Source organism: Rheinheimera sp. (assembly GCF_037442345.1).
Taxonomy (GTDB): domain Bacteria; phylum Pseudomonadota; class Gammaproteobacteria; order Enterobacterales; family Alteromonadaceae; genus Pararheinheimera.
Genome location: NZ_JBBIQL010000042.1, coordinates 1 through 12,521 on the forward strand (window position 1 = coordinate 1; position 12,521 = coordinate 12,521).

A 12,521-nucleotide genomic window follows, 5' to 3' on the forward strand; every position below is an offset into this window, starting at 1 on the left:
CGACTTTATCAAAAGACACCGACAGGTCACGCAGTACTTGCGGGCTATCGCCCAGGCTCTGCTGCAGTTGTTGGCAAATTTCCAGGCTCTGTGTAAACGCGGCTTTGGCTTCTGGCAATTGCTGAGTTTGTTCTAACAGCGCGCCCAGTTCGTCCAAAGCGATGGATAAGTTCCGTTTTTTTTGTGCCGTGTCCGCACTATGCAGTTTTTGGATTTTGGACCGTGCCTGCCCAAGTGCTTCGGCCAACTGAGTTGAAGGCAGCGCTTCCGTGTTGCTATGCAACGGAAAATCCTGATTCTCTTCAACACGTGTCTGTTCTGACCAGTTTATTACTTCAATAATTTGCTGACGAATACTCCACAGGTCAGGTGCCCAACTGACTATGTCTGCTGCGTTTTTATAAGGCAGTTCAATAAACACAGGGCTTTGAATGGTGTTCTCCAATTGGCTGCGGCGTTTATTAAGGGTGGCTAAGGTTTGGCCTCTTAGTTGATCCCATAAACCTGTGTCATCTAAGGTCGTTAATTCCAGCCAGATAGGCTGGTGCAGCACCTCTGGCCGGTTAAATACGGTTTGAATCACTTTATGAGGTAAATCGGCAGGGGTGTTTGCTTTAATAAAGCGCAGCGGCTTGCTGTGGCTGCGCATATAGTCGCTGACACGTTGCCTTAGCTCATGGGCTGCCTTGGTGTTTTGCACCAATACAAAAAACAGCGAAAACTCCTGATGCCATTCCAGGCTAAGTTTCAGTTCTGCCCAAATGCTTTCAAAACCAGTTGGTTGCATTAAATTTTGCCATGAATAATGGGTGGTACCTGATACCAGACACGACCATTTTGATAATTCAGTACTAAAGAATGATCGAATAATCTGATAATAGGAGGCAAATCCTCTTGCAGGTTTTTAATGCACTGAGCTAACTGACCACTGTGCTCCTGGCAATGCAGCAGCCATTTTCTATCCTGTGCATTTAACCACTGGATATTTTTTGTCTCTTCTGCAATGGCTTGCTCAACAGGTTCACTGGTGATCTCAGCAACAGGAAAAACCACTTTGCCTAACACTGCTTTTCTTGTCGTGTGCCGGATCAATGCAAACATACGACGGATATTACCACCAGACAACCAAGCGAATTCTTCAATGACTGCGGTGGTTAGATATTGTTGCCAGTCAGGAAAACGCTTAGCCACCACTTCTACCATTTTGGCGATGCCGTTGTCATTTCGCTCAATAGCGTGACTTGGTTTGGGGGTTTGCATAATTTTGAAATTAGGCAGTGAAAAAATACCTGAATAGAACTGGTCAATACCTGGCAATACCGCATGGATATAAGGGGGCACAGTGTAAATCACGCTGATAGAGTCAAAAAATAAGCGGGAGGGTGAGTTAAAAAACAGCTCTTTTAAGGATTCAAACAACAAATGCTCCTGGCCGTTTGGTGCAGACAAACGCTCCAGTGAGTCAACAATTAACACAATTTTGCTTTGCTTCGTCTGCTGTTTTACAAAAGCAGCAACTTCATTGGCAAACTGGTTTGCCTCATGAAAAAAGCTACCTGAACTGGCCGCGAATTTAATCAGCTCTTGTTTAAACGTGTGGTTTTCTTTAAGCGAAAACTGGACTTCAGCTTCAAAACCGGGCGCGGCGGTTTTTAGCGTGGGTTGCAGTTCAACTTCGGAATTCATGGTGGATTTCACCCGTTCCCATAAAGTTTGCTGCAAAAACTCTTTCCCGTAGGCAGCTTTGACGGCATCAGCTAAACCGGCTAAAGCGGTAAAAATTAATTCAGCCTGAGTAATAGTCGGGTCGTTTAAATCTAAATAAGCATCGGCATTGCAATAAAATGCCGGGATATTCGCATCAGCTAATTCGGTTGTCAGCCTTTGTAATTCTGTGGTTTTACCTGCGCCTCGTAAACCTGAGAATAAGTAACAGCCGGGGGTTTCTTCCCACTCAACGGCTTGTTTCATTTCTGCCACACTGTCTTGTGTGTCGTCGATGGCTCTGTTGACATAATAAGACATCACCTTTTCAGGGCGGCTGGTGTCTAAAAAAGCATTATGAAAATCTTTAGCAGAGCTCATGTCAAATCCTGACCATCTAAGAGTTTTAATCAATGTACCATGTTGAATTCCATGGGGCATTGCTTAGGTTTAAATTCTGATACTACAACTTCAGTCGCCCTCCTAAAGGGAGGGCGACTGATCGTTCTACGAGTTAAATCGCGGCTATTTCCACCTGCTGCGCTTGCAGCTTGGCAATGGCAGCTTCGGCGTCGGCCAGTTTTTCGCGCTCTTTCGCCAACACAGCTTCCGGTGCTTTGGCCACAAAGCCTTCGTTGGCCAGCTTGCCGGCCACCCGATCACGCTCCTGCTGTTGTTTTTCCAGTGCCTTGGCAATACGGGCCAGCTCGGCTTCTTTGTCAATCAGGCCAGCCATTGGGATCAGAATATCCATAGCGCCTAACAACTGGGTGGCGCTGGCTGGTGCTGTGGCACCGGCGTCCAGCACTGTAATGCTGTCCAGCTTGGCCAGGTTCAGCAGCAGCGCTTCGTTGGTGGCCAGGCGACGGCTGTCGTCGGCGGACAGGTTACGCAGCAGCACAGGCAGCGGTTTGGTAGGGGCAATGTCCATCTCACCACGCACCACCCGAATGGCCAGAATAAAGTTCTTCACCCAGTCAATATCGGCTTCCACCTGACTATTGCTCAGACTAATGTCCGTCTGCGGGAAGGACTGATTCATAATGCTCTGGTCGGCACTGTAATCGGCGCGGGCCAGTGGCGCCACTTTGTGCCAGATCTCTTCGGTGATAAATGGCATCAACGGGTGCATCAGGCGCAGCAGGCTTTCCAGTACCTGCACCAGGGTGCGGCGGGTGCCGCGTTGCTGCGCTTCATCGCCTTTAAATAACACAGGTTTGGTCAGCTCCAGATACCAGTCACAGAACTGGTTCCAGGTGAACTCATACAGCGTGTTGGCCGCGAGATCAAAACGGTAGTTGTCCAGATGCTGACGGAAGGTGGCCACGCAGTCGTTGTACGCAGACAAAATCCACTGGTCAGCCAGTGACAGCGTCACCTCTGCGCTGCTCTTACCATCAACAGCCAGGCCGCAGTCTTTGCCGTCTGTCATCATCATTACGTAACGGCTGGCATTCCATAACTTGTTGACGAAGTTACGGTAACCTTCCAGGCGTTTCATATCCCAGTTGATATCGCGACCGGTCGAGGCCAGCGCAGCCAGCGTAAAGCGCAGCGCGTCAGTGCCTGAAGCTTCAATGCCTTCCGGGAATTGTTTTTTGGTCCGCTCGGCAATTTTTTGCGCCAGTTGTGGCTGCATCATATTGCTGGTGCGTTTTTCCAGCAGGTCGTCCAGACTGATGCCGTCAATCATATCCAGCGGGTCAATCACGTTGCCTTTGGACTTCGACATCTTGTCGCCGTTTTCATCGCGGATCAGGCCTGTCACATAGACCGTCTTAAACGGAACCTGCGGCTTGCCGTTTTCATCTTTAATGAAGTGCATCGTCATCATAATCATCCGGGCCACCCAGAAGAAAATGATGTCAAAACCTGTCACCAACACATCGGTCGGGTGGAAGGTTTTTAAATCCAGTGTTTCCTCAGGCCAGCCCAGGGTTGAGAAAGTCCAGAGTGCAGAGCTGAACCAGGTGTCCAGCACGTCATTGTCCTGACGCAGGGCAACACTGTCGGCCAGACCATGTTTGGCGCGCACTTCGGCTTCATTGCGGCCCACGTACACTTTGCCTTCGCTGTCGTACCAGGCCGGAATACGGTGGCCCCACCACAGCTGACGGCTGATACACCAGTCCTGAATGTCACGCATCCAGCTGAAGTACATGTTTTCGTATTGCTTGGGCACAAACTGAATATCGCCGTTTTCCACCGCTTCAATGGCGGTTTTGGCCAAAGGCGCCACCCGCACATACCACTGGTCGGTCAGCAAGGGTTCAATCACCACACCAGAACGGTCACCGTAGGGCAGGGTGTTGTTAATTTCTTCAATTTTTTCCAGCAGGCCAGCGGCCTCAAAGGCGGCCACTATGGCTTTACGGGCAGCAAAACGGTCCAGGCCCTGGTACTCAACCGGAATAGGGGCCGACAGGTCGTGATTTTCTTCGCCGTTGCAGAAGAAACATTCGCCTTCAGGGCGAATGGTGGCGTCCGGCGTCATCACGTTGATCATGGGCAATTGATGGCGTTTGCCCACTTCGTAGTCGTTAAAGTCGTGGGCCGGGGTGATTTTGACGCAGCCTGAACCTTTTTCTTTGTCGGCGTGTTCGTCAGCCACTATAGGAATACGGCGGTTCACCAGTGGCAACTGAATAAACTTGCCAATCAGCGACTGATACCGCTCGTCATCCGGGTTTACCGCCACACCTGTATCACCCAGCATGGTTTCAGGCCGGGTGGTGGCGACCACAATATAATCTTTGCCATCGGCGGTTTTTACGCCATCGGCCAGCGGGTAGCGCAGGTGCCAGAACGAACCTTTTTGTTCTTTGTTTTCCACTTCCAGGTCGGAAATAGCGGTATGCAGTTTAGGGTCCCAGTTTACCAGGCGTTTGCCGCGGTAAATCAGGTCGTCCTGATACAAACGCACAAAGACTTCCTGCACCGCATTGGACAGGCCTTCGTCCATGGTAAAACGTTCTTTATCCCAGTCGACCGACGCCGCCAGACGGCGCATTTGCGACGTAATGGTGCCGCCGGATTCAGCTTTCCACTGCCAGACTTTTTCAATGAAAGCGTCACGGCCCAGCTCGTGGCGGCCAGGCATACCTTCAGCGGCCAGCTTCCGCTCTACCACCATTTGCGTGGCAATACCGGCGTGGTCTGTCCCCACCTGCCACAAAGTGTTTTTACCTTGCATGCGTTGGTAGCGGATCAGCGCATCCATAATGGTTTGCTGGAAGGCGTGGCCCATATGCAGGCTGCCCGTCACATTAGGTGGCGGGATCATGATGCAATAAGCGCCGTTGCTGTTGTCGTAAGAAGGCTTGAAATAGCCCTGGCTTTCCCAGGCCTGATACATGGCCTGTTCGATGCTGCTGGGGTTAAAGGTCTTTTCCATTGTCTCTGTACCTGTCGGCAGCCTTACAGCTGCACTGTCTGCGGGGCCTGGCCCGCTTGTCGATAAACTTTAAATTTTTCCCGCGCCAGCTGTTTGCCATCATCATCGGCGGGAACAAATTCAATCACTTGCTGATAACGGGCGGCGAAGGGCGGCACGTTGTCGGATAAATTCACCAGCACGGCTCTGCTGCTGCGCGGCGGCTGGCAGCTGATCTCCACCGGAGCCCCACGCGACGGGCCTTCCCCCGCCAGGTTATGGGGCACAAAACGGTCTGGATCAAAGCGCCATAATACCTCATCCAGCGTCTCGGCGTCGGCCTGATTTTGGCAGAACACAAAGACCCACTGGTTTTGCCGGTACAAATCGGCACAAAGGCGGGCGGCCTGAATAAAACGAGCTGGCGCGTCGGCCAGCTCTGGTTGTGGTGCTGCGGCCTGTTCAGCCAGCAGATAAAAGGTCACAGTGGGCACTGTTAATCCTCTAGACCGGTACCAACCCGGTTAATTAAAAACTGCGTCAGCATAGCGACAGGGCGGCCGGTTGAGCCTTTGTCTTTGCCTCCGCTTCGCCAGGCCGTACCGGCAATATCCAGGTGCGCCCAGTTGTATTTGCGGGTAAAGCGTGACAGGAAGCAGGCGGCGGTAATAGTACCGGCAGCACGGCCACCCAGGTTGCTGAAGTCAGCAAAGGGGCTTTCCAGCTGATCCTGATAATCATCCCACAGCGGTAAACGCCAGGCACGATCACCAGACTGATCGGACGCGTTAAGCAGTTCATGCGCCAGTGGATTGTGATTGCTCAGCAAGCCGGAGGCATGTTTACCCAGCGCGATGACACAAGCGCCTGTTAAGGTCGCCACGTCAATCACCACATCCGGGTCAAAACGCTCCACATAGGTCAGGGCGTCACACAGCACCAGACGGCCTTCAGCGTCTGTATTCAGTACTTCTACGGTCTGGCCTGACATGGTGGTCAGAATGTCGCCCGGGCGGTAAGCGCGGCCATCCGGCATATTCTCCGCACCGGCCAGCACTGCGACAATGTTAATTGGCAGGTTCAGACTGGCGGCGGCATGCACAGTGCCCAGTACGGACGCTGCACCACACATGTCGTATTTCATTTCATCCATCGCGTCGGACGGTTTAATGCTGATACCGCCGGTGTCGAAGGTCAGGCCTTTGCCCACCAGCACGACGGGGGCGCTGTCATTGCCGGCGCCTTTGTAATGGATCACCGCCATTTTGGCTTCGTTTTCTGAGCCCCGGGCGACCGCTAAATAGCTGTTCATACCCAGCGCTGTCATCTCCGGCACGCCTAACACATCCACCGACACTTTGTCCGACAGATTGGTCAGGGCTTTGGCCTGATCGGCCAGATAGGCCGGGGTGCAGATATTCGGTGGCATATTGGCCACGTCTTTGCTGGTTTTAATACCAGCAGCCACTGCCAGGCCATGTTCTACAGCTTTCTCGCCTATGGTCAGGTCGCGGCGGGTCGGCACGTTAAACACGATTTTGCGCAGAGGACGACGGGTTTCGTCTTTGCGGCTTTTTAGTTTGTCGAATACATACAGGCAATCTTGGGTCGTTTCCACCGCGTGACGCACTTTCCAGTAAGTGTCACGGCCTTTGACATGCAATTCAGACAGGAAACACACCGCTTCCATTGAGCCGGTTTCATTCAGGGTGCTGATGGTTTTAGCAATGATTTGGCGGTACTGACGTTCGTCCAGCTCACGCTCTTTGCCACAACCCACCAGTAACACACGTTCACTCAGCACATTGGGGACATGGTGCAACAACAGCATCTGGCCGGGTTTGCCTTCCAAATCGCCGCGGCGCAACAGATTACTGATGTAACCTTCGCTGATTTTATCCAGTTGTTCGGCAACGGCAGATAACCGGCGGGGTTCATACACACCCACCACAATGCACGCACTGCGTTGTTTTTCCGGACTTCCGCTTTTTACGCTGAACTCCATGTTCACTCCTGCTTCTAAGTACGCCAGAGTCTGCAAACCGCAACTCGGGCTGAAGGTGAAAATTTATCCGCGCCATACAAAAAAGCTCGGATTTATTGCCACTTTAGTCAATAATAATTGCTATAAATATGCAGTTTACTGAAAAATTGCCAGTGTTCCAGCAAAAAAGACAGGTTTCAGGGGGCATTTTTGATTGTTTTTCGTTATCTGATTGGTGAAGTGTTCAAAAGCCAGTTAGCTGTTTTCCTGATCCTGATCACCATTATCATGAGCCAGCGCTTCGTGAAAATATTGGCTGATGCCTCGGAAGGCGAGCTTCCGGGTCAGTTGGTGCTGACCATTTTATCACTGAAATTACCCCAGCTTGCGGTATTAATTTTGCCATTAAGTGCATTTTTGGGTGTTTTAATCGCCTACGGCCGGATTTACGCTGACAGTGAAATGACAGTGTTGCATGCCACCGGCATCAGCGAGTGGTATATCACCCGGCTGACTTTGGTTTTGAGTGTGGTGATGGCGCTGGCGTCCGGCTTTTTAACGCTGTATTTAAGCCCCTGGGCCATGGAACGCGAATACCAGATCATGGAAAAAGCCGAAGCCGACTCCGGGCTTTCGACCCTGATCCCCGGCCGCTTTCAACAAACCTCCAATGAAAAAGCTGTGGTTTTCGTGCATGACATCAGCCGTGAAGGCGGTGGCCTGCAGCGGGTGTTTCTGGCGCAAAATGGTGCCAGAGCCGAAGATGGCAGCTCTATTGTTTATGCTGAATCCGGCCAGGTGAAAGAAGATGCCAATGGTGCCCAAACCCTGGTGCTGGACAAAGGCCGCCGTTACTCCGGAACCAACAGTTCGCCAGCCTTTGAAGTGGTGGAGTTTGACAGCTACCAAATTCAGATCCGTGAGCAGGAAGTTGAGCAAAAGCGGCGGAAAATCAGCAGTCTGCAAACCAACGAGTTAATGAAGCAAGGCGGACCAGAGGCGGCTGCTGAACTGCACTGGCGCTTAGCCATACCATTGTCTATTCCCATTTTAATGTTTATTGCGGTACCGCTGGCCAAGGTGAACCCACGGCAGGGCAAGTTTGGCCGTTTATTGCCGGCACTGGCGCTGTACCTGCTGTATTACATTTTGCTGATTGCCAGCCGTTCAGCGCTGGAAGACGGCAAATTACCAGAAGCGCTGGGCATGTGGTGGATCCACGCGCTGGGGCTGGCCTTCGGCACGGCGTTGCTGGTGAAACACCGCACCGCAGGGCAAAAGCTAAAAGCACTGCTGACGCGGCGGGGGGCTTATGTTTAAGATCCTCGACCTGTACATAGGCCGCACCATTTTCACCACCACCTTGCTGACCACCGCAGTGCTGGTGATTCTGTCCGGCATGTTTCGTTTTATTGATCAAATCAAACAGGTAGGCCGCGGCGACTATGACATGCTGGCCGCGGGGTTATTTACCCTGTTCAGCTCGCCCGGTGACCTGGTGATGTTTTTCCCGATGGCCGCCCTGATTGGCGGCCTGATTGGTCTGGGCATGCTGGCCAGCAACAGTGAACTGGTGGTGATGCAGGCGGCTGGTCTGTCGCGGCTGAATATTATTCTGTCGGTGATGAAAACGGCTTTGCTGCTGATGGCGCTGATTATGTTAGTGGGGGAGTGGGGTGCACCAACGGCAGAAAAAGCCGCCCGTGAGCTGCGCACCAAAGCCATATCCGGCGGCGATTTAATTTCGGCCCGGCAAGGGGTGTGGGCCAAAGACGGTGACCATTTTATTAATATCCGCCAGGTGGATGATTTCGGTAATCTGACTGACCTCACCATTTACGAGTTTGACGACGAGCTGAAACTGCAGGCGATAGTCAGTGCCAAAGCTGCAACCTATATCAGCAATGCCTGGCGGTTAACCGACGTCAGCCGCTTGCACTTTCGTGACGACAAAGTGGAGAAACACCAGTGGCAGGAACAGCGCTGGCGCTCTACCTTAACGCCGGACAAGCTGGGCGTAGTGACAGTGAAACCCGAGCTGTTGTCGATCACTGGCCTGTCGGCCTATATCGAGTACCTGGCCAGTAATCAGCAGGACAGCAGCCGTTTTGAGCTGGCCTATTGGCGTAAAGCCACCCAGCCACTGACGATAGTGGCTATGTTACTGGTGGCGTTGTCTTTTATTTTTGGCCCGCTGCGCAGTGTAACCATGGCAGCCCGTGTACTGATGGGTATTCTGACTGGTTTTGCCTTTTATATGACAGACCAGGTGTTTGGCCCGGCGGCATTGGTGTACCAGCTGCCGCCATTATTGGGCGCTGTGCTGCCAAGCCTGCTGTTTATTGGGGTGGCGCTTTATCTGATGCAGAAAAAATAAAAAAGTAAAAATGGGGTCAGAGTAGTACTCTGACCCCATTCATTTAGTGGGCGCTGCGGTGCAGGTTTAACTCTTTGCTTTGCTCTTTGGTCAGCTTCACCACTATGGTGCCAGCCAGTTGATCCTGCAGGGCCAGGCCTTTGCCCCAACGCACCCAAACCCAGAAATTGCCCAAGCCAAAGAAGGCGGTTAGCACACGGATAGTGGCCTGTTTCAGGCTAATCAGTCCACCATCCGGGCGCAGCAACAAAATACGCCAGGCCCGCATGCCCAAGGTTTGGCCGCCCTTCACCCAGAAATACAGATAAAACCAGCCAAACACCAGTAAGGAATACAGCTGAAACCAAAGGGCGTGTTTTTGAATAAACTCGGCTTCGTCCTGGTAAGCCGCCAACGAAATCAGCCCTGTTTTGTCCAGCAGCGCGACAAAAGCCAGCGCCAGTCCCATGGCCAGCATCCAGAGTGCCGCCAGGATCAAGGTGTCATACACCATGGCAGCAAGACGCCGAAACAGCCCGGCCCGGGGATTGTCCTGATACATCATGAATTCCATCCATCACAAAATGGCGCTAAGTGTATCACGGCGCTTTATTTTTTTTAAAGCTGCTGTAAATTTGCGCAGTCGCAACTCTGTGACAGATTTTTTGCTTGCGACATCCATTCGCCTTTGTATAATGCAAGGCGTTTACCCCACATCACACCCCTAAATGCCTAGGTGGCGAAATCGGTAGACGCAGCGGATTCAAAATGCAAAGCGTCTGAGAAAGTGGTAGACATAACTCATTGAAACGTCTACAGTTCATGAGTTATTAAAAGTGCGGATCTCTTGCAAAGATTTGCAAAGTTTTAGAGCATGTCCCCTATGCCTAGGTGGCGAAATCGGTAGACGCAGCGGATTCAAAATCCGCCGATGAATAATCGTGTCGGTTCGAGTCCGACCCTAGGCACCAATCCAATTTTTCCATTATGTCTACTTCAAAGCAGTACTTTTTCATAGCGACTATATTCTTGTTGTAACCTAGTCATTTATAGGTTTATATGATATTGAATTGTCATGAATTAGGTAAACCAAGGAGTGGTCATATTGAAAAGTGAATTAATTCAAATTTTGTCCGAAATCCAACTAGAAGCAGTTTTGGCCAAGCCAAATGAAGGGTTAGTAGCTGATACTCACATCTGCAACATAAATTGGAATGATGGCAAGACTACGAGAGCCTACGTTAAGAGATTCCGAAGTACTGAGGAACTAGGCCTTTTAAATGAAATTACAGGTTATATCTTAGCCAGACATTCTCAACTTCCAGTACCGCTTAGAGCTGGGCTTATTAAACTTAATCCTGACGCATTCCAAGATAGCTCAATGTTTGGGGATTGGGCTTTTGTAATTTCTGAAATTAGTGGAGTAACTCCAGGTTCGTACTTTAACAGTGGAGCGCTTACGGAATGCAAATCATTAATGGATCTTGTTGCTTCTTGGAGTAAGGTCAGTGAAACGATTGCGTTTGATGATTGGATTGCAAATGAAGATCGGAACTTAGGCAATCTTGTTGTCGCAGGGCGAGATGATATTTATTTGATTGACCACTCAAATATACCGTTTGTCTTAAACTGGACAGCTCAAATGTTAGATCCGTACAAAGAGTCTAAGAATGCATTGGCTACGAATTTATGGGCATTACAATCTACTCCGTTACCAGTAAAAGCGAAAATATCCTCTGCTTCACAGAATCACGAGACTTCATTTTCTCTTGCTCTGGCAGACTTGCAATATTGGTGGGGAATACTGTTAAGTAACGATCAACAACGGTTGGGCGCCTTGAATAATTTTCTAGAGAAGAGAGCTAAAAATAGTCAATCTAGAATAAGTAATAACTTCGGGCTACTGGCGGTGTGAAATGAACATGCTTGACAACCTTTTAAGAGAAAAAAGTTACTCCGCTAACATACAAGGCGAGTGGTTTACGGTCCAATGGAAGCCTGATATTGCAACTTCTGAAGTGTTAAACATAGGGGGAGTCATAAAAGACCGAGCTGGCGAAATTAGTCTTAGGATGCTCGACAATTTTGAGCGTGTGAAGTGCCTGTACTCTGAAGATGCCTTATTCAGCGCTGAACTTGCGTGTAAGGTAGCAAGAGAATACATACTTTCAGTAAAACGATTTGATTTAGTGATTGGTGAATCTATCCACATTAAGTCAAATGGATTTTTTCAGGGATTAAACGCTGAGACAGTTATTAATCGCCTATTTGATACCGTAGTCCCCCTTGCAAGAGTTCAGAACAAAAGAGCAGTTAATAAATTTTCTCCGGTTGACCGTGATGGCTTATATACTGGCTTGAAAGAGAGATTGAAGGATAAATTAGAGCTTGAATACTCTCTGCATTGTCCAGTTAATCCTTTTATCAACATTGATAAAGGTGGCGTAAATCATTCCATTTTCCTTCCCTTCAAAAAAACCGATGGAATTGCAACATTAGCCTCAGCAGTTTACTCAGATCCGAATCGCGTAAAGTGCAACTTATATGATGCTCAAAGGGACATAGAATTAGCTAGATATGAGCTTAAGACGTCAAAGTCAGCCATTTTCTTTTTAACAAATGCGTCAGGATTGAGTGAAACTAAGCAGGCACAGATTGATGAAGTTGTTGATACTTTTGCTTGGTATATGAAAAGCAAAAAAGTATTCATTGGCGCTCATAGTTCACCTGAAGATCTCGCAGGGGAGATCGCGGAATGGTGTAAATCTAAAGTTGCTTAATTTTCGGGGGAGAAGGTCACATCATCCAAAAGTTCAAATGACTTCTCCTGTTACTGATAGAAGCCCGAAGTATCCTCTGCACGGCTAATGGTCAGCGTTTGTCTGCACTAAATCCTACCCTATTGACACTATCGAAATTCAGAGTAGCCTTAATGATGCTTAGCGAATCGAGTCTTAGACTTGTGTGCTGGCAAAACTAATGGGGTTGAAAAACCGACCGTAACTTTGGAGTTAATATGATCATAGATACCAGCAAAACGTCTGCTGTTCAGAGAGTGTAAAAAAATCTGTGTAAGTGGCATTCTACCTATGTATTTGAAAGGA

The 12,521-nt window shown here is 49.8% G+C and carries 10 protein-coding genes and 1 tRNA gene; 5 read left to right on the forward strand and 6 right to left on the reverse strand.

Annotated features, from left to right (window positions below):
- From WKJ04_RS17845 to pepA, 5 genes are all read right to left on the reverse strand, one after another.
- The coding region (locus WKJ04_RS17845; RefSeq protein ID WP_337881657.1) for a hypothetical protein at window positions 1-787 on the reverse strand (787 nt) is incomplete at its 3' end.
- On the reverse strand, window positions 787-2,085 hold the full coding sequence (locus tag WKJ04_RS17850; protein WP_337881658.1) for an ATP-binding protein: 1,299 nt from the start codon (window positions 2,083-2,085) through the stop codon (window positions 787-789). The genes WKJ04_RS17845 and WKJ04_RS17850, both read right to left, overlap by 1 nt.
- 133 nt (window positions 2,086-2,218) lie before the next feature.
- Entirely contained in the window at window positions 2,219-5,098 is a 2,880-nt protein-coding gene (locus WKJ04_RS17855) for a valine--tRNA ligase (RefSeq protein ID WP_337881659.1), read from the reverse strand.
- A 23-nt stretch (window positions 5,099-5,121) separates the two neighbouring features.
- Window positions 5,122-5,571: a DNA polymerase III subunit chi gene (locus WKJ04_RS17860; protein WP_337881660.1), complete on the reverse strand. Its 450-nt coding sequence runs from the start codon at window positions 5,569-5,571 to the stop codon at window positions 5,122-5,124.
- A 2-nt stretch (window positions 5,572-5,573) separates the two neighbouring features.
- The gene (gene pepA, locus WKJ04_RS17865) at window positions 5,574-7,082 is read right to left on the reverse strand and encodes a leucyl aminopeptidase (protein ID WP_337881661.1); all 1,509 of its coding nucleotides are present in this window, start codon (window positions 7,080-7,082) and stop codon (window positions 5,574-5,576) included.
- Window positions 7,083-7,271: 189 nt separating this feature from the next.
- On the opposite strand from pepA, the gene lptF reads away from it, so the two are divergent.
- Window positions 7,272-8,381, forward strand: coding sequence for an LPS export ABC transporter permease LptF (gene lptF / locus WKJ04_RS17870; protein WP_337881662.1), 1,110 nt, complete (start codon window positions 7,272-7,274; stop codon window positions 8,379-8,381).
- Entirely contained in the window at window positions 8,374-9,438 is a 1,065-nt protein-coding gene (gene lptG, locus WKJ04_RS17875) for an LPS export ABC transporter permease LptG (RefSeq protein WP_337843473.1), read from the forward strand. The genes lptF and lptG overlap by 8 nt, the downstream gene beginning before the upstream one ends.
- A 43-nt stretch (window positions 9,439-9,481) precedes the next feature.
- On the opposite strand, the gene WKJ04_RS17880 is transcribed toward lptG, so the two are convergent.
- Window positions 9,482-9,982, reverse strand: coding sequence for an RDD family protein (locus WKJ04_RS17880; protein ID WP_337881663.1), 501 nt, complete (start codon window positions 9,980-9,982; stop codon window positions 9,482-9,484).
- Window positions 9,983-10,302: 320 nt separating this feature from the next.
- On the opposite strand from WKJ04_RS17880, the gene WKJ04_RS17885 reads away from it, so the two are divergent.
- The 3 genes from WKJ04_RS17885 to WKJ04_RS17895 all read left to right on the forward strand — a co-directional run bounded on the left by WKJ04_RS17885 (window position 10,303) and on the right by WKJ04_RS17895 (window position 12,197).
- A tRNA-Leu gene (locus tag WKJ04_RS17885) sits at window positions 10,303-10,388 on the forward strand.
- Window positions 10,389-10,522: 134 nt separating this feature from the next.
- Window positions 10,523-11,332: a hypothetical protein gene (locus tag WKJ04_RS17890; protein WP_337881664.1), complete on the forward strand. Its 810-nt coding sequence runs from the start codon at window positions 10,523-10,525 to the stop codon at window positions 11,330-11,332.
- 1 nt (window position 11,333) lies between these two features.
- Window positions 11,334-12,197 (forward strand): hypothetical protein, encoded by an 864-nt coding sequence (locus WKJ04_RS17895; RefSeq protein WP_337881665.1) that lies wholly within the window; start codon window positions 11,334-11,336, stop codon window positions 12,195-12,197.
- Window positions 12,198-12,521: the final 324 nt, after the last annotated feature.

Bases quoted from the DNA above. Each gene is read 5' to 3' on its own strand.
- WKJ04_RS17880 (WP_337881663.1), bottom strand. From the start codon at position 9,982: ATGATGTATCAGGACAATCCCCGGGCCGGGCTGTTTCGGCGTCTTGCT.
- WKJ04_RS17855 (WP_337881659.1), bottom strand. From the start codon at position 5,098: ATGGAAAAGACCTTTAACCCCAGCAGCATCGAACAGGCCATGTATCAG.
- WKJ04_RS17895 (WP_337881665.1), top strand. From the start codon at position 11,334: ATGAACATGCTTGACAACCTTTTAAGAGAAAAAAGTTACTCCGCTAAC.
- lptG (WP_337843473.1), top strand. From the start codon at position 8,374: ATGTTTAAGATCCTCGACCTGTACATAGGCCGCACCATTTTCACCACC.
- WKJ04_RS17850 (WP_337881658.1), bottom strand. From the start codon at position 2,085: ATGAGCTCTGCTAAAGATTTTCATAATGCTTTTTTAGACACCAGCCGC.
- pepA (WP_337881661.1), bottom strand. From the start codon at position 7,082: ATGGAGTTCAGCGTAAAAAGCGGAAGTCCGGAAAAACAACGCAGTGCG.